Annotated in this window: 26 protein-coding genes and 2 pseudogenes; 18 read left to right on the top strand and 10 right to left on the bottom strand. The window is 66.6% G+C overall.

Translation table 11 applies throughout. From position 1 onward, the window contains the following. Nucleotides 1-41: 41 nt before the first annotated feature. The 10 genes and pseudogenes from ASG72_RS11510 (at nt 42) to ASG72_RS11465 (ending at nt 9,514) form a co-directional block, all read left to right on the top strand. The gene (locus tag ASG72_RS11510; RefSeq protein ID WP_056712353.1) at nt 42-944 is read left to right on the top strand and encodes a dihydrodipicolinate synthase family protein; all 903 of its coding nucleotides are present in this window, start codon (nt 42-44) and stop codon (nt 942-944) included. 11 nt (nt 945-955) lie between these two features. Continuing rightward, nucleotides 956-1,282 (top strand): cupin domain-containing protein, encoded by a 327-nt coding sequence (locus tag ASG72_RS11505; protein WP_056712351.1) that lies wholly within the window; start codon nt 956-958, stop codon nt 1,280-1,282. Nucleotides 1,283-1,307: 25 nt separating this feature from the next. Next, nucleotides 1,308-2,540, top strand: a complete 1,233-nt coding sequence (locus tag ASG72_RS11500) for an FAD-dependent oxidoreductase (RefSeq protein ID WP_056712350.1) — start codon at nt 1,308-1,310, stop codon at nt 2,538-2,540. 67 nt (nt 2,541-2,607) lie between these two features. Beyond that, entirely contained in the window at nt 2,608-3,618 is a 1,011-nt protein-coding gene (locus tag ASG72_RS11495) for a 4-hydroxyproline epimerase (RefSeq protein ID WP_056712348.1), read from the top strand. A 266-nt stretch (nt 3,619-3,884) separates the two neighbouring features. Beyond that, nucleotides 3,885-4,802: a branched-chain amino acid ABC transporter permease gene (locus ASG72_RS11490; protein ID WP_056712346.1), complete on the top strand. Its 918-nt coding sequence runs from the start codon at nt 3,885-3,887 to the stop codon at nt 4,800-4,802. A 5-nt stretch (nt 4,803-4,807) separates the two neighbouring features. Continuing rightward, entirely contained in the window at nt 4,808-6,193 is a 1,386-nt protein-coding gene (livM, locus tag ASG72_RS11485; protein WP_056712344.1) for a high-affinity branched-chain amino acid ABC transporter permease LivM, read from the top strand. Next, nucleotides 6,193-7,008: pseudogene (locus tag ASG72_RS11480) on the top strand (ABC transporter ATP-binding protein); the annotation flags it as partial. The gene livM and the pseudogene ASG72_RS11480, both read left to right, overlap by 1 nt. A 35-nt stretch (nt 7,009-7,043) precedes the next feature. After that, nucleotides 7,044-7,811: an ABC transporter ATP-binding protein gene (locus ASG72_RS11475; protein ID WP_056712341.1), complete on the top strand. Its 768-nt coding sequence runs from the start codon at nt 7,044-7,046 to the stop codon at nt 7,809-7,811. Nucleotides 7,812-7,894: 83 nt separating this feature from the next. Further along, a complete protein-coding gene (locus tag ASG72_RS11470) occupies nt 7,895-8,269 on the top strand; it encodes a DUF6867 family protein (RefSeq protein WP_056712340.1) in 375 nt (124 codons plus the stop codon). Between the two features lie 129 nt (nt 8,270-8,398). Continuing rightward, entirely contained in the window at nt 8,399-9,514 is a 1,116-nt protein-coding gene (locus ASG72_RS11465) for a branched-chain amino acid ABC transporter substrate-binding protein (protein WP_056712339.1), read from the top strand. A 148-nt stretch (nt 9,515-9,662) separates the two neighbouring features. Here the strand turns inward: ASG72_RS11465 and ASG72_RS11460 are convergent, their stop codons facing one another. The 5 genes from ASG72_RS11460 to ASG72_RS11440 all read right to left on the bottom strand — a co-directional run bounded on the left by ASG72_RS11460 (nt 9,663) and on the right by ASG72_RS11440 (nt 14,382). Then, entirely contained in the window at nt 9,663-10,256 is a 594-nt protein-coding gene (locus ASG72_RS11460) for an alpha/beta hydrolase (RefSeq protein ID WP_056712338.1), read from the bottom strand. A 190-nt stretch (nt 10,257-10,446) separates the two neighbouring features. Beyond that, nucleotides 10,447-11,754, bottom strand: coding sequence for an adenylosuccinate lyase (gene purB / locus ASG72_RS11455; RefSeq protein WP_056712337.1), 1,308 nt, complete (start codon nt 11,752-11,754; stop codon nt 10,447-10,449). A gap of 84 nt (nt 11,755-11,838) precedes the next feature. Further along, nucleotides 11,839-12,522: a ribulose-phosphate 3-epimerase gene (rpe, locus tag ASG72_RS11450; protein WP_056712336.1), complete on the bottom strand. Its 684-nt coding sequence runs from the start codon at nt 12,520-12,522 to the stop codon at nt 11,839-11,841. A gap of 94 nt (nt 12,523-12,616) precedes the next feature. Continuing rightward, nucleotides 12,617-13,294: a glutathione S-transferase family protein gene (locus ASG72_RS11445; RefSeq protein ID WP_244488770.1), complete on the bottom strand. Its 678-nt coding sequence runs from the start codon at nt 13,292-13,294 to the stop codon at nt 12,617-12,619. Nucleotides 13,295-13,374: 80 nt separating this feature from the next. Then, nucleotides 13,375-14,382, bottom strand: a complete 1,008-nt coding sequence (locus ASG72_RS11440) for a hypothetical protein (RefSeq protein WP_156395909.1) — start codon at nt 14,380-14,382, stop codon at nt 13,375-13,377. 223 nt (nt 14,383-14,605) lie between these two features. On the opposite strand from ASG72_RS11440, the gene ASG72_RS11435 reads away from it, so the two are divergent. Together ASG72_RS11435 and ASG72_RS11430 are read left to right on the top strand one after the other, a co-directional pair. Next, nucleotides 14,606-15,856, top strand: a complete 1,251-nt coding sequence (locus ASG72_RS11435) for an FAD-binding oxidoreductase (protein ID WP_056712610.1) — start codon at nt 14,606-14,608, stop codon at nt 15,854-15,856. A 128-nt stretch (nt 15,857-15,984) separates the two neighbouring features. After that, nucleotides 15,985-17,124: a dipeptidase gene (locus tag ASG72_RS11430; RefSeq protein WP_056712334.1), complete on the top strand. Its 1,140-nt coding sequence runs from the start codon at nt 15,985-15,987 to the stop codon at nt 17,122-17,124. Here ASG72_RS11430 and ASG72_RS20750 read toward each other — a convergent pair whose 3' ends face one another. Beyond that, nucleotides 17,125-17,274, bottom strand: coding sequence for a hypothetical protein (locus tag ASG72_RS20750; RefSeq protein ID WP_156395908.1), 150 nt, complete (start codon nt 17,272-17,274; stop codon nt 17,125-17,127). Nucleotides 17,275-17,373: 99 nt separating this feature from the next. Between ASG72_RS20750 and ASG72_RS11425 the strand changes: the two genes are divergently transcribed. The 3 genes and pseudogenes from ASG72_RS11425 to ASG72_RS21265 form a co-directional block, all read left to right on the top strand. After that, nucleotides 17,374-18,171, top strand: coding sequence for an RNA methyltransferase (locus tag ASG72_RS11425; RefSeq protein ID WP_056712333.1), 798 nt, complete (start codon nt 17,374-17,376; stop codon nt 18,169-18,171). A gap of 135 nt (nt 18,172-18,306) precedes the next feature. Then, nucleotides 18,307-19,480, top strand: a pseudogene (locus ASG72_RS11420) (NAD(P)/FAD-dependent oxidoreductase); the annotation flags it as partial. 2 nt (nt 19,481-19,482) lie between these two features. Beyond that, nucleotides 19,483-19,608: hypothetical protein (locus ASG72_RS21265; RefSeq protein WP_244488783.1), on the top strand; the 126-nt coding region annotated here is incomplete at its 5' end. Here the strand turns inward: ASG72_RS21265 and ASG72_RS11415 are convergent. Then, nucleotides 19,598-20,542 (bottom strand): helix-turn-helix domain-containing GNAT family N-acetyltransferase, encoded by a 945-nt coding sequence (locus ASG72_RS11415; RefSeq protein WP_056712331.1) that lies wholly within the window; start codon nt 20,540-20,542, stop codon nt 19,598-19,600. The genes ASG72_RS21265 and ASG72_RS11415 overlap by 11 nt on opposite strands. A gap of 123 nt (nt 20,543-20,665) precedes the next feature. Between ASG72_RS11415 and murI the strand changes: the two genes are divergently transcribed. The 3 genes from murI (at nt 20,666) to ASG72_RS11400 (ending at nt 23,579) form a co-directional block, all read left to right on the top strand. Further along, complete coding sequence (gene murI, locus ASG72_RS11410) at nt 20,666-21,535, top strand: glutamate racemase (RefSeq protein ID WP_056712329.1); 870 nt, start codon at nt 20,666-20,668, stop codon at nt 21,533-21,535. 227 nt (nt 21,536-21,762) lie between these two features. Then, nucleotides 21,763-22,380 (top strand): 30S ribosomal protein S4, encoded by a 618-nt coding sequence (rpsD, locus tag ASG72_RS11405; RefSeq protein ID WP_056712327.1) that lies wholly within the window; start codon nt 21,763-21,765, stop codon nt 22,378-22,380. A gap of 650 nt (nt 22,381-23,030) precedes the next feature. After that, nucleotides 23,031-23,579 carry a hypothetical protein gene (locus ASG72_RS11400; RefSeq protein ID WP_056712325.1) on the top strand — a complete coding sequence of 183 codons (549 nt, stop codon included), beginning with the start codon at nt 23,031-23,033 and terminating at the stop codon, nt 23,577-23,579. A gap of 234 nt (nt 23,580-23,813) precedes the next feature. On the opposite strand, the gene ASG72_RS20745 is transcribed toward ASG72_RS11400, so the two are convergent. The 3 genes from ASG72_RS20745 to ASG72_RS11385 all read right to left on the bottom strand — a co-directional run bounded on the left by ASG72_RS20745 (nt 23,814) and on the right by ASG72_RS11385 (nt 26,393). Beyond that, nucleotides 23,814-24,857, bottom strand: coding sequence for a hypothetical protein (locus tag ASG72_RS20745; RefSeq protein ID WP_156395907.1), 1,044 nt, complete (start codon nt 24,855-24,857; stop codon nt 23,814-23,816). Nucleotides 24,858-25,062: 205 nt separating this feature from the next. After that, complete coding sequence (locus ASG72_RS11390; RefSeq protein ID WP_156395906.1) at nt 25,063-25,224, bottom strand: hypothetical protein; 162 nt, start codon at nt 25,222-25,224, stop codon at nt 25,063-25,065. Between the two features lie 887 nt (nt 25,225-26,111). After that, complete coding sequence (locus tag ASG72_RS11385; RefSeq protein ID WP_056712320.1) at nt 26,112-26,393, bottom strand: hypothetical protein; 282 nt, start codon at nt 26,391-26,393, stop codon at nt 26,112-26,114. Between the last annotated feature and the right edge of the window lie 285 nt (nt 26,394-26,678).

Raw genomic sequence — 26,678 nt, 5'->3', positions numbered from 1 at the left:
ATCTGCCGGCATACGAGACCCGTGCGCAAGGAGGTTCTTCAATGTCCTACTGGTCCGGCGTGCTGCCCGCGGTCACCACCAAATTCACGGCCGATGATCGGCTCGACATCGCGGAGATGGAACGCTGCTTCGCCTTCCAGCTCGACGCCGGCGTCCATGGGCTGATCGTCGCCGGCTCGCTGGGCGAAGCCTCGACGCTCGACCCCGAGGAGAAGATCGCGGTGCTCGAAGTCGCGCTGCGCGTCGCCGCCGGCAAGGTGCCGGTGCTGCTGACCGTCGCGCAGGGCTCGACGCGCCAGGCCTGCAGACTGGCCGAGGCCGGGGCCAGAGCCGGGGCGGCGGGCTTCATGGTGCTGCCAGGCATTCCCTATAAATCCGAGCCGCACGAGACGGCTGCCCATTACCGCGCGGTCGCCAAGGCCGGCGGCCTGCCGGTGATGATCTACAACAACCCGCCCGCCTATGGCGTCGACATCCCGCCCCGGATGCTGCTCGAGCTGGCGGACGAGCCGCTCTTCACCGCGATCAAGGAATCATCCGACGACATCCGGCGCATCAGCGAGATCAAGACGCTCTGCGGCGACCGTTTCAAGGTGCTGACCGGCGTCGACAATCTCGCGCTGGAGAGCCTGGCGATGGGGGCCGATGGCTGGGTCGCCGGGCTGGTGGTCGCCTATCCCCGCGAGACAGTGGCGATCTACGAGCTGGCCCGCGCCGGCCGGATGGCGGAGGCGATCGCGATCTATCGCTGGTTCCGCCCGCTGCTCGACCTCGACGTCTCGGCCCGGCTCGTCCAGAACATCAAGCTTGTGGAGGCGCTGGCGATCGGCTCCAATGACCGCTGCCGCGCGCCCCGCATGGCCCTGAGCGGCCCGGAACGGGCGCGTATCGAGGCGGTCGTCAAGGCGGCGGAAGCCGGGCGCCCGACCCTGCCCTCCTTCTGACGGGAACCGCGATGGCCTTCGCCTGCACCACGCCCGCCATCCCGACCGTCCAGCAGGATGACGAGGCCATCCGCATCACGCGCTGGGATTTCGAGCCCGGCGCCGTCACCGGCTGGCACAGCCATGGCTGGCCCTATTTCGTGGTGATGCTCACGGCCGGCACGCTGCGCATCCATGACGGCAAGGCCGAGAACGACGTCCCTCTCGCCGAGGGCCAGGCCTATATGCGCCCGGCCGGCGTCGAGCACGACGTGATGAACGGCTCGCCCCACCCGATCGCCTTCGTCGAGATCGAGGTGAAGCAGCCCGGCGCGCTGAAGACCCTGTCCCTGCCATGAGCGTAGACGGGCCGGAGCGCGCATCATGAAGATCGCGATCATCGGGGCCGGCATCGTCGGCTGCGCCATCGCCCATGCCCTGCTGGACGAGGGCCACGAGGTGCTGATCCTCGATCGGGAAGGACCGGCCTTCGGCCCCTCCCGCGGCAATGCCGGCTGGATGGCGCATACCGACATCCTGCCGATCGCCAGCCCCAAGATCCTGCGGCAGGTGCCGAAATTCCTGCTCGATCCGCTCGGCCCGCTCTCGATCCGCCCCGCCTATCTGCCGCGGCTTTTGCCCTGGCTGGTCCGCTTCGTGCTCGCGGCGCGGCCGCAGGCCTATGAGGCTTCGATCCGGGGGATCGGCGCCCTGCAGCAGCGCGCCTTGCCGGCCTGGCTCGCGCGGGCCGAGCGCAGCGGGCTGACGCGGCACATCCACCGCAAGGGCGGGCTCTACGCCTTCACCGATGCGGGCGCCATGGACGAAGCCGCGCGGATCGCCCGCCGCCAGGCCGAGTTCGGCATCCGGGTCGAGATGATCGGTCCCGAGGCGCTGCGCCAATTCGAGCCGGCGCTCAAGGGGGGCTTCGCCGGTGCGGCCTTCCATCCCGATACCGCCCATATCAGCGATCCGCTGCAGCTGACGATGGCGCTGTTCGAAACGGCGCTGGCGCGCGGCGCCACTTTCGAGAAGGCCGAGATCACCGGGATCTCGACCGGCGAGCGCCCTGCCCTGATCGGACGCGACGGCTGGCAGCGCGTGGTCGACCGCGCGGTGATCGCCGCCGGCGCCTGGTCGAAGCCGCTCGCCGCCGCGCTGGGCGACAGCGTCCCGCTCGACACCGAGCGCGGCTATAATGTCAGCTTTCCCGGCATGACCGGGCTGACCAGCCGGCCGATCGGCTTCGAGGGACATGGTTTCGTGGTGACGCCGCTGGATAGCGGCCTGCGCATCGGCGGCGCCGTGGAATTCGGCGGGCTCGCCGCCGCGCCCAATCACGCCCGCACCAAGACGCTCTACGACAAGGCCGCCGGTTTCCTGGATGGGCTGCCGCCTTTCGAGAGCGGCACGCTCTGGATGGGTTTTCGCCCGTCGATGCCCGATTCGCTGCCGGTGATCGGCGCGGCCAGCCGCAATCCGCGGGTGGTCTACGCCTTCGGCCACGGCCATTACGGGATGACGCAGGCGACGGTGACGGCGGAGATCACCGCCGCGCTCCTGGCCGGGCGCGCGCCGGAGCTCGACATCGCGGCCTTCAGCCCGCGGCGCTTCTGATGCGCGCCAGCCACCGGCCCTGCCGCATCCCGCTTGAATCAAACCGCCAACCGACCGAGCCAAGCCCATGACCACTCACACCTTCTTCTGCGTCGACGGCCATACCTGCGGCAATCCTGTGCGCCTGGTCGCCGGCGGGGCCCCGCCGCTGAAGGGCGCGAATATGGTCGAGAAGCGGGCGCATTTCCTGGCCGAGTTCGACTGGATCCGCACCGGCCTGTGCTTCGAGCCGCGCGGCCACGACATGATGTCGGGCGCGATCCTCTACCCGCCGACGCGCGAGGACGCCGACATCGCCTTCCTCTTCATCGAGACCTCGGGCTGCCTGCCGATGTGCGGCCACGGCACCATCGGCACGGTGACCATGGCGCTGGAGCGCGGCCTGGTCATGCCGCGCACGCCCGGAACGCTCAGGATCGACACGCCGGCCGGGCTGGTGACCGCGACGTATGTCCAGAACGGCCCCCATATCGACAGCGTCCGCATCACCAACATCGCCTCCTATCTCCACGCCACCGGGCTGACCGCGGAGGTGGAGGGGCTGGGCGAGGTGACGGTCGACGTCGCCTATGGCGGCAATTTCTATGCGATCGTCGATCCCCAGCCGGCGATCGGCGACATCGCCGCGGTCAACCCCTCCGACCTGCTGCGCTGGAGCCCGAAGCTGCGCGCGGCGCTGAATGCGAAATACCAGTTCGTCCACCCCGAGAACGCGGCGATCAACGGCCTCAGCCACATCCTCTGGACCGGCGCGCCGACCAAGCCGGAGGCCCATGCCCGCAACGCGGTGTTCTATGGCGACAAGGCGCTGGATCGCTCGCCCTGCGGCACCGGCACCTCCTCGCGCATGGCGCAATGGGCGGCGCAGGGCCGGCTGAAGGTGGGCGATGATTTCGTCCATGAGAGCATCATCGGCACGCTGTTCCGCGGCCGGGTCGAGGCCGCCGCCAAGGTCGGGCCGCATGACGCCATCATTCCCTCGATCGAGGGCTGGGCCCGCATGACCGGCTACAACACCATCTTCATCGATGATCGCGATCCGCTCGCCCATGGCTTCCAGCTGGCGGACAAGGCCTGAGGGGCGAGAGAATGCGCGTGGATCGGGCTCGGTCGCCAGGAGTGCGCTTCGCGCAATCATCTTGCGCGAAAAGGCGACATGGCCGTCAAGCCCGCTGCTCAATTCTGCGGCAGGCGATGCCAGATTGCTTTTGACAGAAATATGGCCCGGGGCGATTGTCGGGACCGCAAGCCATTGGTAGCTCTGCAAGCAGCTCGCATCCCGCATGCGCCGGCGTCATGCCGGCGAAAAGAACGGGAGCGGATCAGAGGGGTTAGGCGTCGGCAATGGAAGTGTTTCTCCAGCAGCTCATCAACGGGCTGACCCTGGGGTCGATCTACGGCCTCATCGCCATCGGCTACACGATGGTCTTCGGGATCATCGGCATGGTGAACTTCGCCCATGGCGACGTCTTCATGCTGTCGGCCTTCATCGCCCTGATCTTCTTCATGCTGATCGCCTCCTGGTTCGGCGCGGGGCTGATCGTGCTGGCGCTGATCGTGGTGCTGGTCCTCGCGATGTTCTTCACCTCGCTGTGGAGCTGGACGATCGAGCGGGTCGCCTATCGCCCCCTGCGCGGCTCCTTCCGCCTGGCGCCGCTCATCTCGGCGATCGGCATGTCGATCTTCCTGATGAACTTCGTGCAGGTGGTGCAGGGCCCGCGCAACAAATCGACGCCGCCCATGCTCAACAAGTCGATCACGCTGATCGAGAGCACGACCTACGCGGTGCAGATCTCCTACAAGCAGATCGTCATCATCGCCACCACGGCGGTTCTGCTGGCGATCTTCTGGTACATCGTCCAGAAGACCTCGCTCGGCCGCGCGCAGCGCGCCTGCGAGCAGGACCGCAAGATGGCGGCGCTGCTCGGCATCGACGTCGACCGGACGATCTCTATCACCTTCGTCATGGGCGCCGCGCTCGCCGCCGTCGCCGGCGTGATGTATCTCGTGCTCTACGGCGTGGTCAGCTTCCACGACGGCTTCATCCCCGGGGTCAAGGCCTTCACGGCGGCGGTGCTCGGCGGCATCGGCTCGCTGCCCGGAGCCGTGATCGGCGGCCTGCTGATCGGCCTGATCGAGGTGATGTGGTCGGCCTATTTCACCATCGACTACAAGGATGTCGCGGCCTTCTGCATCCTCGCCATCGTGCTCGTGTTCATGCCCTCCGGCCTGCTCGGTCGGCCTGAAGTCGAGAAGGTCTGACGCCGATGACAGCGCCTCTCGCCAACACGCCGGCCGCCCGCGAACGCGATCTCGTGGCCGCCTTGAAGGAGGCCGCCTTCGCCGGCCTCGTCACCTTCGGCCTGTGCATCCCGATCATCGCCTGGGGCACCCGCCAGAACATGGACAATGTCCTGGTGCTCGATCCGCGCTGGGACGCGGTGGCCTGGGCGGTCGCCATCGTCTTCGTCGGCCGCTTCCTGGTCGCGCTGCGCCAGCAGGGTGCGGCCGACCGGAAATCGCTGGTGCGCTTCCTGCCGCACGGCACCTTCGCCTTCTTCCAGCGGCATTCGCGGACGTTCTCGGCGATCGGACTGGGCTTCCTCGTCACCTTCCCGATCATCGCGATCAACCTCGCGGGCTGGGGCGGCGCGCTGAAATGGATCGATAATTTCGGCATCCAGATCCTGATTTACGTGATGCTCGGCTGGGGGCTGAACATCGTCGTTGGCCTCGCCGGCCTGCTCGACCTCGGCTATGTCGCCTTCTACGCCGTCGGCGCCTATTCCTACGCGCTGCTCGCCAAGAATTTCGGCCTGTCCTTCTGGATCCTGCTGCCGCTCTCGGGGATCCTCGCCGCCTTCTGGGGCATGCTGCTCGGCTTTCCCGTGCTGCGCCTGCGCGGCGACTACCTCGCCATCGTGACGCTCGCCTTCGGCGAGATCATCCGGCTCGTCCTGATCAACTGGGTGGATTTCTCCGGCGGCTATGCCGGCATCTCCGGCATCCCGCGGCCGAGCTTCTTCGGCATCCCGTTCAACGCCAATGACGATGGTTTCGCCGCGGTGTTCGGGCTGGAATTCTCGCCGCTCTACCGGACCATCTTCCTCTACTACCTGATCCTGGCGCTCGCCCTGCTCACCGCCTTCGTCACGCTCAGGCTGCGCCGCCTGCCGGTCGGGCGGGCCTGGGAGGCGCTGCGCGAGGACGAGATCGCCTGCCGCTCGCTCGGCATCAACACCACCAACACCAAGCTCACCGCCTTCTCGATCGGGGCGATGTTCGGCGGCTTCGCCGGCGCCTTCTTCTCGGCGCGGCAGGGCTTCATCTCGCCGGAATCCTTCGTCTTCATGGAATCGGCGATCATCCTGGCGATCGTCGTGCTGGGCGGCATGGGCTCGCTCTGGGGCTGCGCCATCGCGGCCGTGGCGATGATCGGCGGCACCGAGCTGCTGCGCGAGCTGGACTGGCTGAAGCAGGTCTTCGGCAATGATTTCGACCCGACGAAATACCGCATGCTGATCTTCGGCCTGGCGATGGTCGTGATCATGATCTGGAAGCCGCGCGGGCTGATCTCGACCCGCGAGCCGACCGCCTTCCTGAAGGAGAAGAAGGCGATCTCCTCCGACATGGTCCAGGAGGGTCACGGCTGATGACCAGCGTCCCGCACCAGACCCCTCTGCTCCAGGTCGAGCATCTGACGATGCGCTTCGGCGGCCTCACCGCCGTCAACGACCTGTCCTTCGAGGCGCATAAGGGCCAGATCACCGCGCTGATCGGCCCCAACGGCGCCGGCAAGACCACGGTGTTCAACTGCATCACCGGCTTCTACAAGCCGACCGAAGGCATGATGACGCTGACCCAGGACAGCGGCGCCAGCTATCTGCTGGAGCGCATGCCTGATTTCAGCATCTCCTGGAAAGCCCGCGTCGCCCGCACCTTCCAGAACATCCGCCTGTTCGGCGGCATGACGGTGCTGGAGAACCTGCTCGTCGCCCAGCACAATCCGCTGATGGAAGCCTCCGGCTACACCTTCCTGGGCGTGCTCGGCATAGGCGGCTATGCGGCGCGCGAGAAACAGGCGATCGAGAAGGCCAAATTCTGGCTGGAGAAGATCAACCTGATCCACCGCGCCGACGATCCCGCCGCCGACCTGCCCTATGGCGACCAGCGCCGGCTCGAAATCGCGCGCGCCATGTGCACCGACCCGGTGCTGCTCTGCCTCGACGAGCCGGCGGCCGGCCTCAACCCGCGCGAAAGCCTGGAGCTCAACACGCTGCTTTTGTCGATCCGCCGGGACATCGGCACGGCGCTGCTGCTGATCGAGCACGACATGTCGGTGGTGATGGAGATCTCGGACCATGTCGTGGTGCTGGATTACGGCACCAAGATCGCCGACGGCACCCCGGCCGAGATCCAGGCCGATCCGCGGGTGATCGCCGCCTATCTCGGCGTCGATGACGACGAAGTCGAAGCGGCCGAGGCGGAGGTGGGCCTGTGACCATGGAAGCCCCGATCCTCTCGCAGCCCCCCGCAACCCAGCCGCAGGCCGAGCCGGTGCTGACGGTGCGCGGCGTGAAGACCTATTACGGCAAGATCATCGCCCTCAAGGGTGTCGACCTCGATGTCCGCGCCGGGGAGATCGTCACCATGATCGGCGCCAACGGCGCCGGCAAATCCACCCTGATGATGACGATCTTCGGCAATCCGCAGGCGCGCGAGGGCACGATCACCTATGAGGGGCGCGACATCACCAAGATGCCGAGCCACGAGATCGCGCGGCTGGGCATCGCCCAATCGCCGGAAGGCCGGCGCATCTTCCCGCGGATGAGCGTGTTCGAGAATCTGCAGATGGGCGCCTCGGTGCGCGGGCTCGAGCATTTCGACGAGGACCTCGAAAAGATCTGCGTGCTGTTCCCGCGCATCAAGGAGCGGCTGCAGCAGCGCGGCGGCACGCTATCGGGCGGCGAGCAGCAGATGGTGGCGATCGCCCGGGCGCTGATGGCGCGGCCCAAGCTGCTGCTGCTCGACGAGCCCTCGCTCGGGCTGGCCCCGCTGATCGTCAAGCAGATCTTCGAGGCGATCCGCGAGCTCAACCGCACCCAGGGGCTGACCGTCTTCCTGGTCGAGCAGAACGCCTTCCACGCGTTGAAGCTCGCCCATCGCGGCTATGTCATGGTCAATGGCCTGATCACGATGAGCGGGACCGGCCAGGAGCTCCTGGCCAACCCGCAGGTGCGGGCGGCCTATCTCGAAGGCGGGCGGCATTGATGCAAACCCGCCTCCCCCGCGCCCGCATCGGCGAGCCGCGCGCCGGCCGCGTGCAACCGCCGCACAACCAGGGAGCCTGACCGATGCAGGGGATACTCTACGAGGAGCCGACGGTCTGGCTTTTCCTGCTCGTCACCGTCGTCATGGGCGGCTGGCTCGCCTGGATGACCGGGCGCGCCATCGCCGTGACCTGGAAGCCGACCTATCAGCTCGTGATCTACACGCTGGTCCTCGGCCTCGTCGTGCGCTTCATCCATTTCGCCCTGTTCCAGGCGAGCCTGCTGACGCTGCATTACTACATCGTCGACACGATCATCCTGCTCGGCTTCGCCCTGGCGGGCTGGCGCTATCACCGCGCGCGGCAGATGACGACGCAATATCGCTGGCTCTTCGAGCGCACCGGCCCCTTCGGCTGGAAGCCGCGCGAAGGTGTCGAAATCAAGCGTGAACTCGCCTGAAAGGGCACTGAGCTTGACGCGTGACAGAGCGTGGAAAAAGCGCGAGACTGGCTTCCACGGCATCATCACGCGCCGAGACGGGCGGATCATCCAGCCCGTTCAAATGTAAAGACAGGGGAGTCTGATCTCATGAAGAAACTGCTGTTGAGCGGCATTGCGCTCGGCGCGGTCCTCGCCTTCTCCGGCGTGGCCAATGCACAGATCAAGCTCGGCGTCGCCGGGCCGATCACCGGCCCCAACGCGGCCTTCGGCGCGCAGCTGAAGAACGGCGTCGAGCAGGCGGTGGAAGACATCAACGCCGCCGGCGGCGTGCTCGGGCAGAAGATCGCGGTCTCCGTCGGCGACGACGTGTCCGATCCCAAGCAGGGCGTCTCGGTCGCCAATAAATTCGTCGGCGACGGGGTCAAATGGGTCGTCGGCCACTTCAACTCCGGCGTGACCATGCCGGCTTCGGAAGTCTATGCCGAGAACGGCATGCTGATGATCTCGCCCTCGGCCACCAACCCGAAGATCACCGAGCGCGGCCTCTGGAACGTCTTCCGCACCTGCGGCCGTGACGACCAGCAGGGCGACGTCGCGGCGGCCTACATCGCCAAGAACCTCAAGGACAAGAAGATCGCGGTGGTCCATGACAAGACCACCTATGGGCAGGGCCTCGCCGACGAGACCCGCAAGGGCCTCACCAAGGCCGGCGTGAAGGATGTGCTGTATGAGGGCGTGAACGCCGGCGAGAAGGATTTCTCGGCGCTCATCTCCAAGCTGAAATCCGTCGGCGCCGACTACCTCTATTGGGGCGGCCTGCACACCGAAGGCGGCCTGATCGTGCGCCAGATGCGCGACCAGGGCCTGAAGACCGTGCTGATCTCCGGCGACGGCATCACCACCGACGAGTTCGCCACGATCGGCGGCCCCGGTGTCGAAGGCACGCTGATGACCTTCCCGCCCGATCCGCAGAAGCGCCCCGAGGCGGCCGCGGTGATCAAGAAGTTCGAGGCCAAGAAGTTCAAGCCGGAAGCCTATACCCTGTACAGCTACGCGGCCGTCCAGGTCATGGCCGAAGGTGCCAAGCGCGCCAACTCGACCGATCCGAAGAAGGTCGCGGCCGCGCTCCGTGGCGGCGCGCCGGTCGACACCGTGATCGGCAAGCTCGGCTTCGACCAGAAGGGCGACATCACCCGTCCCGACTACACCATGTACACCTGGAAGAAGGGCGCCGACGGCAAGATCACCTATGTCGAGAATTGATCTCGGCTGAGCCGTCGCGCTGAAGCGATCCGCCCCGGTGAAAGCCGGGGCGGTTTTCGTTTGAGCCCGCCGCATCTACCGGCGAAAGCGGGCCGCAGCCCGCGACTTGAGACCGATCCGGCCGGCCCACCCTCACCTCGGGCGAGCTTCAGCCGGCCCGGCCGTCCTGAATCGGTTTCGCAGGGACCGCGGTCAAGCTCCTGAGGAATCCCGCGAAACGCAGCAGCCCATCGGGCCAGGGGCCGTGCCCGGACTGGCTGTTGATATGGCCGCTCTCGCCGGCATCGACGAAATCCGAGCCCCAGGCCTGCGCCAGCTCGCGCGCTTCCTCCAGCGTGCAATAGGGGTCGTCGGCGCTGGCGACGAGCACGCTCGGGAAAGGCAGGCGCTCGCGCCGATGCGCGATGAAATCGGCCTCCATGCCCGGCAGGCTGCGCTTGGCGCGCTCGGCCGCCGGCGCCACCAGAAAGGCCCCCGCCACCTCGCCGGGCTTGAGCAGCGCACCCGCATGGGCGATCGCGCTGACGCCGCAGGAATGCCCGACCAGCACCACCGGCCGCGTCGCCGCCCGCACCGCCTCGACGATGCGGGGCGCCCATAACTGGCGGGACGGCTTGTACCAATCCTCCTGCTCGACCACGCGCGCCGTGGACAGTTTCGCCGCCCAGCGGCTCTGCCAATGATCGGGCCCGGAGCCCGACCAGCCGGGGATGATGAGGATGTCGGTATCGGAGGATTTCATGAGGATCAGGGAACCGTGAGGGCTTTGCGCGGGGGGCGGCGATCAGCCGCCGGGCGACTGCGGCGTTCGGCGCGGCATCACGGCCGCTCCCCCCGCCTGCAATCCGGCCGGACACTTCTCCGAGCCAGGGCTCGCCGCGCCTGCGCCGCCAGGGATCATCCCGTCAATCTGGACCCGTTGCCGAGCCGGTTCAACCCTCCCCGAACACCCGCGCGAAAATCGTCTCGACATGTTTGAAATGGTAGCCCTCGTCGAACATCGCCTCGAGATCGGCGGCCGACAGCCGCGCCGTCACCTCGCGATCCGCCTTGAGGTTGGTGAGGAAATCCTCGCCATGTTCCCAGGTCCGCATCGCATTGCGCTGGACCAGAGCGTAGCTCTCCTCGCGGCTGGCGCCGGCCTGGGTCAGGGCCAGCAGGACGCGCTGCGAATTATGCAGCCCGCCGAGCCGGTCGAGGTTCTTGCGCATGTTGTCGGGGTAGATCAGCAGCTTGTCGATGACGCCCGTCAGCCGCGCCAGCGCGAAATCCAGCGTCACGGTGGCATCGGGGCCGATCATCCGCTCGACCGAGGAATGCGAGATGTCGCGCTCGTGCCAGAGCGCGACGTTCTCCAGCGCCGGCGTCACCATGCCCCGCACCAGCCGCGACAGGCCGGTGAGGTTCTCGGTCAGCACCGGGTTGCGCTTGTGCGGCATCGCCGAGGAGCCCTTCTGGCCGGGCGAGAAGAATTCTTCCGCCTCATAGACCTCGGTGCGCTGCAGATGCCGGATCTCGGTCGCCAGCCGCTCGACACAGGAGGCGACGACGCCGAGCGTGGCGAAATACATCGCATGGCGGTCGCGCGGGATCACCTGGGTCGAGACCGGCTCCACCACGAGGCCCATCTTCTCCGCGACATGGGCCTCCACCGCCGGGTCGATATTGGCGAAGGTGCCGACCGCGCCGGAGATCGCGCAGGTCGCGATCTCGGCCCGCGCCGCGACGAGCCTGTGCCTGCAGCGGTCGAATTCGGCATAGGCCTGCGCCAGCTTCAGCCCGAAGGTCACCGGCTCGGCATGGATGCCATGCGAGCGGCCGATGGTCGGGGTGAATTTGTGCTCGAAGGCCCGGCGCTTGATCGCCGCGAGCAGCGCGTCGACATCGGCGATGAGGATGTCGGTCGCCCGCGCCAGCTGCACCGAGAGCGTGGTGTCCAGAATGTCGGAGGAGGTCATGCCCTGGTGGACGAAGCGCGCCTCCGGACCGACGATCTCGGCGAGATGGGTCAGGAAGGCGATGACGTCGTGCTTGGTGACGCGCTCGATCTCGTCGATGCGGGCGACGTCGAACACCGCGTCGCGCGCCTTGGCCCAGATCGTGGCGGCGGCCTCCTTCGGCACGACGCCGAGCTCCGCCAGCTTGTCGGTGGCGTGCGCCTCGATCTCGAACCAGATCCGGAAGCGCGTCTGCGGCTCCCAGATGGCGACCATGTCGGGGCGGGAATAGCGCGGGATCATCGTCTCGTCCTTGTCACCATACGATCCCCCGGCCCGAGGCGCCGCGAGGCGGCGTCCCGGAGCATGAGGGCGGAATCAAACATCTCACACCCAGTCGCCGCGCGCGGCTTCCGCCGCCTTGCGGATCGCCGCGATATTGCCGGCATAGGCGGATGGCCCGCCCTTGAACACCGCCGAACCGGCGACGAGCACATCGGCCCCCGCCTGCACGGCGAGCGGCGCGGTCTCGGCCGTGGCGCCGCCATCGATCTCCAGCGCGATCGGCCGCTCGCCGATCAGGGCCCTGACCTGCGCGATCTTGGGCAGGACGGAGCGGATGAAGCTCTGGCCGCCGAAACCCGGATTGACCGTCATCAGCAGGATCAGGTCGACGGAGTCCAGCAGGGGCTCGACCAGGCTCGCCGGCGTCCCCGGATTGAGCACGATCCCGGCCTGCTTGCCCTGGGCCCTGATCGCCTGGAGCGTCCGATGCGGATGCCGCCCCGCCTCGACATGGAAGGAGATCAGGTCGGCGCCCGCCTTGGCGAAGGCCTCGACATAGGCGTCGACCGGCGAAATCATCAGATGCACGTCGAAGAACTTGGCGCTGTGCGGGCGGATCGCCTTCAGCACATCCGGGCCGAAGGTGATGTTGGGCACGAAATGCCCGTCCATCACGTCGCAATGGATCCAGTCGGCTCCGGCTTCGTCGATGGCGCGCACCTCCTCCCCGAGTTTCGAGAAATCGGCGGAGAGGATCGAGGGGGCGATGCGGATGGGTGCGGACATGGCGGAGGGTTTAGCCCGCCGCCTTGATCCGGGCAATCGCCTCTCGCGGATCCTGCACGGCCCCGTCCTCGGGGACCGGCCGCGCAGGCTGCGCTCAGGCCGCTTTCACCGGGCAGGAGAGCCGCCGGTCGGCTTCCGCGATCTCGGCAGCGACGCGGGCGAAGGCCGGCCGTTGGCCGAGCCTCTCATACCAGCCGGCGAGACCCGGGAAACCGGTCAGCGCCGGGCCGCCGAGCCGCAGCGAGAACAGTACGCTCATGAACAGCGCGATATCGGCGACGCTGAGATCCCCCGCGAAGAAGCTGCGGCCGGCCAGCCTCGCCTCCAGCGTTTCGTAATGGCGGGCCAGCAGCCCCTCCGCGATCACCGCATCGGCATCCTGCGCGGCGCGGCGCTCGCGATCGGCGATGCGCGGCCCGGTGCGATGCATCAGCGGGCGCAGCGCCGCGAGCATGATCTCGTCGGCGAACAGCTCCTCGAGCCGGCAGCGCGCCCGCGCGACCGGCGTCTTCGGGAAGAGCGCGGGCTCCGGATGCGCCTCGTCAAGATATTCCAGGATGACCGTGGAATCATAGAGCACGAGGCCTTCATCGGTCAGCACCGGCACCTGCCCCTTCGGGTTCAGCGCCAACACTTCGGGATGTTTGGGATCATAGCCCGTGGCCTGGTTGAACGGCACCATGATCCGGTTGAAGGGCAGGCCCTTCTCGCCGAGCGCGATCTCGACCTTGCGGGCGAACAGGCTGAGCGGCGCGCTGTACAAGGTGATCATGGCAGGCTCCGTGCCGATGCGACAAAGCCATCATGGCGGCCGGTTCTGTCAGGCGGCGGCAGCAGCCGCGCCTTGCGCCTCTACGCCCCTGCACAGTCCTGCCGCCGGATCCGCCCGGCGAGACCGCGCAGCAGCCAGGGCAGGAGATAGATCGGGAACTGCGCCAGCGCGAAGAACAGGAAGGTGGTGGGCGGCACGCCGGCGCCGAGCGCCGCCACCAGCAGCCCCATATTCCGCTGGCCGGTGGCATAGCCGATCATGAAGCGCTCAGCGCCGCGCAGGCCGCCGAGCAGCAGGAACCCCGCCGCCAGCCCGCCGAGCGCGACGAGGAAGGCGCATCCCAGGAACAGCAGGACGCGCAGCGGATCGGCCATCGCGGCCTTCGTCACCCCGTCCATCGCGGCGATCGCGAAGACGAAATACATCAGCACGCCGAACCCATCGAGATTGGGCTTCAGCGCCCTGATCCGCTCCGTGCCGAGCCAGCTGCGGATCAGCGTCGCGAGCGTCACGCCGCCCCCGATGAACAGCACGAGGCGGAGCATCAGCGCCGCTCGGTCGAGCGGCACCGCCGCCCCTGCCAGCAGCTCGACCAGCAGCGGCGCGACCACCGGGGCGCAGACCGTGGTGATGATCACGCCCGCGATCAGCAGCGACGGCTCGAACCCATAGATGATCGCGACGGCCGGAGCCGACATCACCGGCGGCGCCGCCGCGAGCAGGGCAAGGCCGAGCAACAGCCCGGGATCCAGCGCCTCGCGGCCGATCAGCAGCAGCGGGGCGCCGATCAGCAGCACCGGCGCGAGGAACAGCCAGGCCACCGCGACCAGCAGCTTAAGCGGGCGGCGCACCAGCCCGCCGATGATGCCGAGATCGGCCCGCATGAACACGACGGTGGTGAAGCAGAAGATCGTGACCGGCAGCAGCGGGCGCGCCGCGGCCGAGAATTGCGGCAGCGCCAGCCCCAGAAAGATCGAGAGCGCGAAACCCTGCGTGCCATAGCGGCCGAGCCAGGCCAGCCCTGCGGCGAGAGGAGCGGCGATGGAGCGGATCATGGCGGCCGGAATCGAGGATCGGAGGCGCGACACTGGCCGATCCCGCACCCCGCGTCATCACCGGCCGCCGCAGCCCCCTCCTGCGCTGGCAGAAAATTGCTCGCGCCCGCCCCTGCAGCAAGCACTTAGGCGGCTTCAGCTCTGGCAGGCGCAAATTTTGCGAAACTTGAGCCTCAAGGTCGCAAAAACGAGCCGCGTCGCTGACTTTGCGACGTGACCGGCTATTTTGACGGGAAGACAGACGGTGGAGGCGGATATGCAGACGGACACGATCGTTCTCGGCGCGGGCATCGTCGGGATTTCCGTCGCGCTCCACCTGCAGAAGGCCGGCCGCTCCGTGCTGCTGGTCGACAAGCGCGCGCCCGGCGAGGAAACCAGCTACGGCAATGCCGGGCTGATCCAGCGCGAGGGGGTCTATCCCTATGGATTCCCCCATGATTTCGGCGCGCTCATCCGCTATGCGATGAACAACACGATCGACGCGCATTATCACTGGAGCGCGATCCCGAAGCTCGCGCCCTTCCTGTTCAGCTATTGGATGCATTCGCGCGCGTCGCATCACGAAGCGATCGCGCATAAATACGCCAAGCTGATCGAGCATTGCGTCACCGAGCACGACGCCCTCGCCAACGAGGCCGGCGCCGCCAATCTGCTGCGCCGCAATGGCTGGATGAAGGTGTTCCGCACGGCCAGGCAGCAGGATGAGCGCCTGGCCGAGGCCGCCCGCTGGAACCGCGAATTCGGCCTGAACTACCGCCCGCTCGACGTCGCGACCCTGCGCAAGGAGGAGCCGCATCTCGACCAGAGCCTGATCGGCGGGCTGCATTGGACCGATCCGGTCACCGTCGTCGATCCCCATGGCCTGTCGAAAGCCTATGTCGCGCGGTTCGAGGCCTTGGGCGGGCGCACGGCGCTCGGCGATGCCGGCACGCTCGCGCAGGACGGCGCCGACGGCTGGAGCGTCGGCCTCGCAGACGGCACCACCGCACGGGCTCGCGACGTCGTCGTCGCGCTCGGCCCCTGGGCCGATGTGCTGACGCGCCGGCTGGGCTATCGCCTGCCGCTCGCCGTCAAGCGCGGCTATCACATGCATTACAAGCCGCTCGGCAACGCCGTGCTGAACCACCCGGTGCTCGACACCGAGCGCGGCTATTTCCTGGCGCCGATGCTGCAGGGCGTCCGGCTGACCACGGGCGCCGAATTCGCCGATAGCGATGCGCCGCAGACGCCGGTGCAGCTGCAGCGCGCCGAGCCGATCGCCAAGACCCTGTTCCCGCTGGGCGAGCGGCTCGATCCGCAGCCCTGGCTCGGGCGCCGCCCCTGCACGCCGGACATGATGCCGATCATCGGTGCCGCGCATCGGCACAAGAACCTCTGGTTCTCCTTCGGCCATGCCCATCACGGGCTGACCCTGGCCGCGGTCACCGGGCGGATGATCGCCGAAATGGTCACCGGGCAGAAGGTGTTCGTCGATCCCGCGCCCTTCTCCCCGGCCCGCTTCGGCTAGGGCGGCGGCGGCGCGGCGTTGATCCGGCGCCTCCTCTGCTTCATGGCGCCCCTGCACCGGGCGCCCTCGCCTCGCGGGCCGCGACCTGCCACGATCCCGCTCCCGATTCCGACCAGAGACAAGCGCCGATGGCCATCGCACCCGCTCCCGTCCAGGACAATGCCTATGCCGCGGCGCTTGCGCTGCTCGACCGCGCGCCCCTGATCGACGGCCACAACGACCTGCCTTATGTGATCCGCAAGGACCGCATGGCGAAGGGCGATGTCGGCCTCTACGACCTGACGAAGGTGCATGCCGAGGTCGATACCGACATTCCGCGGATGAAGGCGGGCAAGCTCGCCGCGCAGTTCTTCGCGGCCTATGTCCCGCCCAACGAGCCGCGGCCGGCCGGCTTCGCCCTCGCCCAGATCGCGCTGATGCGCGACATCCTGCGCCGCCATGCCGATGCCTTCCGGCCCGGCCTCTCCGCCGACGACGTTATGGCCGCCAAGGCCGAGGGTCGAATGGCGCTGTTCATGACGATCGAGAACGGGTCGGCGCTCGATCACCAGCTCGACGCGCTGGACGCCTATTACGATCTCGGCATCCGGCTGATGACGCTGTGCCACAACGACAGCCATGATTGGTGCGATTCGGCGACGGACGCGCCGCGCAATGACGGGCTGAGCGCCTTCGGCAAGCAGGTGATCGGCCGGATGAACCGGCTCGGAATGGTCGTCGACCTCGCCCATGTCTCGCCCAAGGTGATGCACGACACGCTCGACATCACCGGCGCGCCGGTGGTCTGGTCGCATTCCAACGCCTTCACCCTCTGCGACCATCCGCGCAACGTCCCCGACGACGTGCTCGACCGGGTGCCGGCCAATGGCGGGCTGGTGATGGCGACCTTCGTCTCCGACTTCATCAGCCAGGCCTCGCGAGACTGGCACCGGCCGGCCAAGGACCAATATGGCAAAACGCCGGAGGGGCTCGATTACGCCAAGGTCGAGGCCGAGATCCAGAGCCGCATGGGCCCCCGCCCCAAGGCGACGCTGCCCGAATATTGCGACCATCTCGACTATCTCGCCCGCCGCATCGGCCATGACCATGTCGGCATCGGCTCGGATTTCTTCGGCTGGATCAACCCGGACGGGCTCGAGGATACCAGTGTCTTCCCCGCCGTCTTCGCGGAGCTGATCCGCCGCGGCTGGTCGGAGACCGATCTCGAGAAGCTCGCCGGCGGCAACATGCTGCGGGTGCTGCGGGCGGTGGAATCCGCGCGCGGCTGATCAGCGCCCCTCCGGCATCCGCGTCTGCTCGAAGCTGTCGACCCGCGCCTTGCCGGGCGGGCGCGCCCGCGACCAGAGCGAGATCATCACCAGCCCGACGGGGATGGCCGCCAGCACGATCCACATTACGAGGTTTCCGTCCCCGGTCATCGCAGCCTCCATGCCTCGCATCGGCTTGACGCCGAAGCCCGCAGTGGCGAGAGCAGCAGCGCGGCGCCCGACGCCGTGTTGAGGAGAACGGCGTTATCCATGCCCGGTTCCGGCACCGACCGCACCCGCCCCCCGCTCCAGGCGGCCGCGCCCGTCATCATCCTGGTCGAGCCGCAAATGGCCGAGAACATCGGGATGTGCGCCCGCGCCATGGCGAATTTCGGTCTGTCCGAACTGCGCCTCGTCGCGCCCCGCGATGGGTGGCCGACCGGCGGCGGGCTGAAGAAGGGCGCGACCTCGGCGGCCTCCGGCGCCACCCATATCCTCGACAATGCCAGGCTCTATGCCAGCGCCGCCGAAGCCATCGCCGATCTCAACCATGTGCTGGCGACGACGGCGCGCGAGCGCGGCCAGATGAAGCGCGTCGTTACCCCCGCCGAGGCGATGCCGCCGCTCGCGGCGAGGATCGGCGCCGGCGAGCGTGTCGGCATCCTGTTCGGGCGCGAGCGCATCGGCCTGACCAATGAAGAGATCAGCTTCAGCGACGCGATCCTGACCTTTCCCGTCAATCCCGCCTTCGCCTCGCTGAACCTGGCGCAGGCGGTGCTGCTCGCCGGCTATGAATGGTTCAAGGCCACCGGCGGCGACGCGCCCTTCCGCGAGCAGACCCTGTCACCGCCCGCCACCCGGGCGACGATCCTCTCGATGTTCGATTACGTCGAAAGCGAGCTCGAGCATTGCGGCTTCTTCCCGCCGGGCAAGAAGCCGGTGATGACGGCCAATCTCCGCGACATACTGCACCGGCTGAGCCTGACCGAGCAGGAAGCCCGCACCCTGCGCGGCGTCTTCAAATCGCTTGCCGAGGGGCCCCGCCGCCGCAAGCCCGAGCAGGGCTGACCCCACATCCGTCCCGCCCCGGCCGCGCGCCATCCCGATCTCGTGATCGGCCGCACCGCAATTCCGCCACCACATCCCGCTTGAAAACCATCATCATCGCGACACATCCCACGCGGTAGAACGGTCAGGACGGCGATGGTGAACCGCAGACAGATCGTGATGGGGATGGCAGCCATGGCCGCTGGTCTCGGCGGGACGGCGGGCCGGGCCCGCTCCGCCGATGTCGATGTCGTGGTGGTCGGTGCCGGTGCTTCCGGCATCGCCGCCGCCCGCGCCCTGCGCTCGGCCGGCCGCAGCGTGATCGTGCTCGAGGCCCGCGACCGGATCGGCGGGCGCGCCTTCACCGACACCTCGCTCGGCGTGCCCTATGACGCCGGGGCCATGTACATCCATTGGGCGGAGCGCAACCCTTGGGTCCGCATCGCCAGCGAGCTCGGCGTTCCCACCGCCGGCGAATCCTGGGGCGGTGGCTTCCGCGTCTTCGCCGATGGCAAGCCGATGTCGGAGGAGGATCGGCTGAAACGCCGCGGCGCTTTCGGCCAGATCGACCGCCGGCTCGAAACGGTCGATATCGGCAAGCGCGATCTCTCGATCGCCGAGCTGCTGGGCGATCTCGGACCCGATCTCGCACCGGTCGCCGCCTCGGGTCTGCTCCTCTCCATCGGCGAGGAGAGCGACAGGATTTCGGCGCGCGATTACCAGCGGCTCTGGGCCGGCGACGATCTCGTGGTGCCGAGCGGCTATGGCGCCCTCGTCTCCCGTCATGGCCAGGGGCTCGATATCCGCCGGGGACAGGCGGTCAGCGCCATCGACTGGGATGGCGCCGGGGTCCGCGTCACCACCCCCTCCGGCAGCATGCGGGCCAGGGCCTGCATCGTCACCGTCCCGGTCGGCGTGCTGAAGGCGGGAGCGATCCGCTTCACGCCGGAGCTGCCGGCGCGCACGCGCGACGCGCTGAACGGCATCGGCATGGGGGCGCTGACCAAGATCGCCTTCAAGGTCGCGCCCGGAGCGCGCTTCGGCCTGACGCCCGGCACCACCTTCCTGGAGGCCGGATCGCCGCGCGCGCTGATGAATTTCGAGCTGTTCCCCGATGATCGGGACATCATCATCGGCTATTGCGGCGGCGATCACGCGCGCCAGCTCTCGAAGGCCGGGATCGACGAGGCCCGCGCCTATGGCGTCGATCTCCTCGCGAAAATGGTCGGCGGCGGCGTGAGGCAGGCCGTCACGGCCTGTTCCTTCCCGGCCTGGTGGACAGACCCCTTCTCGCTCGGCTCCTATTCCGTCTGCCTGCCGGGACGCGAGANNGAGCCGATCGGCGGGCGGCTCTGGCTGGCGGGAGAGGCGACCGCCGGCGGCGGCGCCATGACCGTCGGCGGCGCGACCCTGGCCGGACAGGCCGCAGCCGCCGCCGTGGCGCGGCTCAAGGCGTAGCGCCTCGCAGATCGAGCTGCCAGCTCTGGCCGACGAGATCCTGTCCGAAGGACTGGTGCCGCTCCTCCGCGACGAGCCTGAACCCCTCCGCCTGGTAGATCGCGCGGGCCGCATGCAGGATGTCGTTGGTCCAGAGCACCATGCGGCGATAGCCGGCACTGCGCGCGAAAGCGATCGCCTCGCGCACCAGCCTCTTGCCGAGCCCCAGCCCCTGCGCCCGCTTGTCCACGAGCACAAGGCGCAGCCGCGCGGTCTCCTCGTCCTCCCGCACCACGATGCTCGACCCCACCGGCTCGCCGCGCCATTCCGCGATGAAGCCCGCCTCCAGCCCCGGCTTGAAATCGCGCAAGAAGGCGCCGGCGATCTCGGCCACCAGCACCTCGAAACTGGCGTCCCAGCCGAATTCCTCCGCATAGAACCGGGCATGGCTGGCGATGATCCAGCCGATATCGCCGGGCCGATGGCGCCGGATGATCGGCGGCGACGGATCGCGCCGCGCCTCGCCATCGCCGAGCAGCGCCTGGACGCGCCCGAGCGCCTGGACCAGCTCCCGCTTCTCGCCCGGCGCCAGCCGCGCCAGCGCCGTCGCGGCCTGCCGCTGCGAGGCCTGGTCGAGGGGGCGGAAGGCGGCGTGCCCCGCCGGCGTCAGCCGCAGGAGGCGCGCACGCCGGTCCACCGGGGCCGTCTCGCGCGTCAGCCAGCCGGCCTGGAGGAAACGCTTCAGGATGCGTGAGAGATAGGCGGGGTCGAGGTCGAGCTCGCGGGAAAGCACGCTGGCCAGCACGCCGTCGCGCTGCGCCAGCTCGTAGAGCACCCGCGCCTCGCTCAGCGCCAGGCCCGACCCGTGCAGGCTGCCGCCGACGGCCCCGACCCAGCGCGTGTGAAACCGGTTGAAGCCGCGAATGGCGGCGATGGCGTCGAGATCCGCGTCCATCGCGGCAGGAGGCGGCAGATACTGGACGGAGTCAACTAAATTGTCAGGGCCCTGCCGCCCATCCTTGACCTCGCCTTAACCGGCCTCTGGCGCAATCGCGCTTTCCTCGTCGCGGAAGCAGCCATGCAGGTCGATCTTCTGGCCGGAACGGTCTACGGCGCTCTCGTCATGCCGCGCCCCAGCCCGCGCATCCTGGTTTTCGATTCCGGCCTCGGCGGTCTCACCGTCCTGGCCCAGACCATCCGCGCGCGGCCCGATGCCCGCATCGTCTACGCCGCCGACGATGCCGGCTTTCCCTATGGCAGGCTCGACCAAGAGTTGCTGGTGGCGCGCGTCCTGGCGGTGATGGAGCGGCTGATCGCGCGCCACCATCCGGATCTGGTGATCATCGCCTGCAACACCGCCTCGACCCTGGTGCTGCCGGCGCTGCGGGCCCGCTTCGGCATGCCCTTCATCGGCACGGTGCCGGCGATCAAACCCGCGGCGGAAACCACGCGCAGCGGGCTGATCTCGGTGCTCGCGACGCCCGGCACCGTCGCCCGCGACTATACGCGCGGCCTGATCGCGACCTATGCCGGCGCCTGCGCCGTCACCCTCGTCGGCTCGACCCGCCTCGCCGGGCTGGCGGAAGCCGTGCTGCGCGGCGAGGACGCCGACGATGCGGCGATCGGCGAGGAGATCGCGCCTTGCTTCGTCACGGCGGAGGGCCGGCGGACCGATGTCGTCACCCTCTCCTGCACGCATTATCCGCTGCTGCTGGAGCGGATGAAGCAGCTGGCGCCCTGGCCCGTCTCCTGGATCGACCCGGCGCCGGCGATCGCCCGGCGCGTCGCCCAGCTGCTCGGGCCCGATCCCGGTTCTGCGCCTTCCGGCCCGCCCGAGGCGGTCGCAGTCTTCACCGCCGGGACCGGGCTGACCGGCCCGCTGCGCATCGCGCTCGCCGGCTATGGGCTGGCCGACATCGCCATCCTGCCGATGCCGCTGGAGCATTGAGCGCCGCCGTCAGGCCCGGCGGCGCGTCCGGCCTGGGCGAAAAGCGAGCCAGCGAATTGACTTGTGATCCCGCATCGGCCTATAGGACCGGCGTCGCGCGGGCCCGAACACGGCCCGCGTGGCTTTTTCCGCACCCGTGATCCGCTCGCCTGCGAGCCGGATCTGTCGCCCCGCACGGGGACAGGAGGGCGCGGTCCTCACCTCGCGAACTCGAGAGGACACGCGAAATGTCGAAGCGCCATGAGGCGAAATACAAGATTGACCGCCGTCTCGGTCAGAACATCTGGGGCCGTCCGAAGTCACCGGTCAACCGCCGCGAATACGGCCCCGGCCAGCACGGCCAGCGCCGCAAGGGCAAGCCCTCGGATTTCGGCACGCAGCTGCGCGCCAAGCAGAAGCTGAAGGGCTATTACGGCTCGATCTCCGAGAAGCAGTTCCGCCGCTATTACGCCGAGGCGATCCGCCTGAAGGGCGATTCGGGCGAGAACCTGATCGGCCTGCTCGAGCGCCGGCTGGATGCGGTGATCTTCCGCGCCAAATTCGTGCCGACGGTTTTCGCGGCCCGCCAGTTCGTCAATCACGGCCATGTCACCGTGAACGGCAAGCGCGTCAACATCGCCTCCTACCAGGTGAAGCCGGGCGACGTGATCGCGGTCAAGGAGAGCTCCCGCCAGCTCGCTCTGGTCATCGAATCCGCCGCTCTCGCCGAGCGTGACGTGCCCGACTACATCGACGCCGACCACGGCAAGTCGACCGCCACCTTCACCCGCACGCCGACCCTGACGGACGTGCCCTATGCGGTGCAGATGGAACCGAACCTGGTCATCGAGTTCTACTCGCGGTAAGCCGTTCGGCGCGGAAGCAAATACCCGTTTATTTTTAAGAACTTGGGGGATGGCCAGATTTTGCCTTCCCCCACACGCCACCCCCCACGTTTTCCCCCTCACACTTTTGGCGGGGGCATCTCTGGTCCGGCTGTTGAGCGTCCGCTCCGGCCCGCCTACGCCCCGCACGCCAACGCGGGATATGCCTAACTGTGCGACACCAACTCACCGGCAATGCTGGCCTCTACCACGTAGCGCGAGAGCTTTCCCGGCGCGGCTGGCACGTGATGCCGACCGTGCGAAATGCCAGAGGCGCTGACCTTTACGCGGCGAGCGACGATGAAACCCGCGTTCTGGCTATCCAATCCAAGGCGCTTTCAAAGCGAGCCCCCGTCCCGCTAGAGGGCTCTCTCGACACCCTGCGCTCGCCTTGGTGGGTCATCACAATCAACGCCAACTCCGACATGCCAACGTGTTTTGTCCTCACCCTGGACGAGGTAAAGGCCGCTTCGCACAAGGGCGTGAACCCCACCGGCAAGCTGTCGTATTGGGTACAGCCGAAAGCCTATGAGGTGGACGCCTACCGGGAAGCATGGAAGCGGCTAGGAAGCCCATTGCTCTCTTCCACTCCCTAGGGGTGCAGCCGACGTATGGAATCGGATCGCAGAAAAATGGCCAAGAGCTTCACATCATCGGCGACGCTCCTTGACGGACTTAGGCAGGACATTCTCTGGCTGCTCATCTTGATCTACGCGCACCGAGAGCGGGCTGTTCTTCCGACTCTTCGTACAATGAGCTATGAGGCTTTGGCCCTTGAGCTCGTGCTATTGGAGAGCGCCACTCGGGACATAATCGCCCGTCTTACTGCGCTTGATGACGACGGCAAAGGATTGCGGTCCTTCCAGTCAGCCTTTTCCGCGATGAAGCGGGAGGGTCTGGAACCTGAACGCACACGCAGTATCGACAAGACCGTCAAGTCCTACCGGCAGTTAGTCAACGGCCTGAAAGTGGGACATCGAAACACCTATATCGCTCATGTGAAGGAAATCGCCGAGGTAACGCCAAGAATAGTGGACAATCCAGTTGAGTTCACTGCCTCTGCTTCGCTTGCAGTCAATCTGCTTGATGAGATGATCGGCAAGCAAGTGCCCTATATGTTTCGGATCGGCTCGGCGATGCCTCCAATCGACCTACGGGAGAAGCTGGCTGGGTCGCCCTAACAACATGGCTGGCGAGGCATTCGGTAGCTCCGCTTGCCCTTACCGGATGGAGGATTTTGAAGGGCCGGAGGGGCAGAGGCACTCCGGCTGGGGGTTCGATGAGGATTTGCGGAAGGTGCCGCTATCCGGGGATTTGGTGGAGTTTGAGATGGATCTGAAGGGGGCCGAGACGGCGTGGCGCTCACGTTCTGAGAGCGGTGATGGACGCAACTTCGCTCGCCACCCAGGGCACTTTCAGGCGGCGAAGTGGGCGCTGCGAAGGTGGGCAAGTGCCCACTCTTGGCCCCGGCAGGCATCGAGAATGTACAGGATGTCTGAAACGAAGCGAATCAGCTCTCTAAGATCTTCTCCGTCAACGGTCTGTTTGACGCCGTGCGCTACTTGATTTCGCTGAGTCACCCACTTCGTCAGGTATTTTCGTGCAGGTTCCGCTAGCGGCAGGTGTTCTGTCTTGATGCCTGCCTTCGAGTGCAGCTCGGGTATCACCTCGCCTAATAACGTCTGCACCGGTGGAGACGGCAACTTCGCGAGCAAGGTCTCACTACCCTTCAGCAAGTAGGCGACATGGGCCTTTAAACCTGTTTCCAGCGCCGAAAAGGCGATTAGCAGCGCACTGCGCGGCGCGTTAGAAGCCAAATGGCCGGCCTCGCGTATAAGCTCGTGCGCGAACGGCTCCGCAGCATTCGCAGCAATCAGGTCAGCCGTCGCAGCTAGTGCGTCGGGCCGAATATCGAAGCCTCGAGGCTGGCGTGCAAAGACCTGATACTCAGTAGGGACATTGTTCCATGTCACGCTGTCGTCTGACCAATAAAACCCCACCATTGCAAAAGGCCGGTGAGCCCCCGACGCTGCTTGTCGCCAGCGCATTGCCCGGATGTACTCAGTCAGCAAATCGGATGCGTCCTTCTTGAGCTCCCGCAGCCATGGCTTGGCACCTTTTGGAAGAAGGCCGAAAGGCACAATCCAGCTGGGCTTTATGTTGCCCTTTTCATCCACGATTAGATCGCCTCCCGCATGGTAAGGGAGACCGTCCTGTAGTGGATCATCCAGTAGTAGGTTCCCCTTCTTCATCTCTTTCAGCGTCTCCGATACACGCACAGGAGGCTGGCGTAGGGAGATAAGATCGACGCACAAATCACTTGCGGAATGATTGCCCTGCTGTGTTTTACGACTCCAGAAAGTGACGATATTCGCACTATCGAGGCGGCATGTTGCGGGGAGTTCGTCCTGGCGCCGAACGTGCATTCCATGGATTGAATAAGTTAGCTTGAAGTACACTTGTCACCTGTAGGTTGCGGAGCGACAAATGCGCATCCTCATTACGCGCTCCGACCTAATATAGTTGCTTCCAACCCCCATATTTGGGAGCCAAAAGCTCAAAGCCGTCCCCTCTCCGGCCGCTTTCCCATCTCCCCTCCGTGGCCCCCTCGCCTTTCCTGTAGGTGACATCACGCACCTTACCGGGGTCCTGGGCGAGGGAGTTCTACGGGCGGTCAGATCGCAGCGTGGGCCTGACTTCTGGCCGTGAACTCGTCATGCGGGCGAAGTTATCAAACAGTCTTTCAATCTCTGCGCGGTCGAAGGTCCTCTTGAACTCAGTTTCGTCGTACTCGAAGACGAACTCAAAGCCATCGTAGCGGGTCAAGAACTCCTCCTTCGATAGGCCGGCGTCACCGAAGAAAACCTGACAATGATACCACTTGCCCTGCGGCATGAACGCAATCGCATCAGCCTTAACGTAGGGATTTCCGCACTCGATCAGAACGTCAGCACGCTCGCCAGTGCGGGGCGATCAGATTTCTGCCCTGCGCGGCTTTATGCCCTGACCACGTTGATCCGAAAAGCGGGTTGGAAGCACGTGACACGGACAGGAGGTGTACTACCACCTAGAAAGTTGTCGAAGCGCCATGAGAGGCGTCCTAGGGGCAACAGGTAGAACCGGAGGTATCGCGGCGTGAATGTGCCTGTTGCCGGCTGGAAGAGGTAGGCAGTTGGCACGATGATGATTACGAACACCATCGTGAAAAAGCCAAGTCCGGCCAATGCTGCGACCGGCGCGGGCGCTTGATGCAGGTACTCCCAAGCGCCTAGCGCAACTGCGGCCACACCTGCGATGATCGCCGGCTGCTTCCAAGGCAGGGTGCCGATCTTTATGGCCCAACCGATCCCAGTAAGCAGCCGCCACATCTTCTTTTGCTCCTCTCGGCCGTGGCGTCATCAGATACGCGGGTTCCGCCCCATGAGGCGCTCGCTTGAAGCCACAGACCTCGCCTGCCTTTGGCTAACGCTGGCAATCAAAAGCCGCTCAGTCGAGCTCAATCCGCCGCGCGTTCCATTAAGCTCTGCCTTCATGAACCGTTCCGGGTCACGTTCACCCAAATAGTCCTTCGATGTTAGTCGAGAACTCACAGATCTACCGGAACGATAGCCGGTTTTGACAGCGAGAACGCCGCTGATGGCCGAACGCGGCCATTTTCCGAGTGTAAATGTCTTGGGTTATGTACTCGAATCAATCCGCATGACGCAGCGATTTCACGAGTTTTGGAGCGCATCCTGGAACCTCTTGCATTGTCCGAGCTGCGCCACCCGTTGATTCATATGCCGGGTAATGAGAGCTGGCGAAACCTTAAGGACTTCGGCAATGGTCTTGTGAAGCGTGCCGGGGAAGTGATCTTCAATCCACTGGACTTCCGCCGCCGTCCCCAATTCATCTGTCCGAGTGGCGCTGAAGGCGGCCGATGCGTTCCTGATCGGCTGGACCAGCCTCTTCTTTTGACAGTCCGCCTCGTAGTCCTCGACGGTCTCCGACCACACAGAGCTGATCAGGCTTTACCCTCTAGGGCTGATCACATCGAAGGCAAAGGCGGATTTTGGTTTGTCGTGGCGACGGCCGATGCCGGAGACGACAAGTTCGCGGGGCAGCCGGTAGCTCCGCCCTTCCCGGGCCAAAACCCCCGCCCCTGCTCTGGCTCGGGCCGGTCGAGAGCCGCGACCAAAACCACGGCACGAAATTCAGCGCCGATGACTGCTGCAGGAAGACCGCGCTCTTCGACGGCCTGCTGACATTCGCCGTCAGCCTAAGGGATGCGGATGATGTGC

This window comes from Allobosea sp. Leaf344, assembly GCF_001426225.1.
In the GTDB taxonomy this organism is placed as follows: domain Bacteria; phylum Pseudomonadota; class Alphaproteobacteria; order Rhizobiales; family Beijerinckiaceae; genus Allobosea.
The sequence above is the reverse complement of the archived record's forward strand: the minus strand, read 5'-3'. Positions and strand labels throughout refer to the sequence as shown.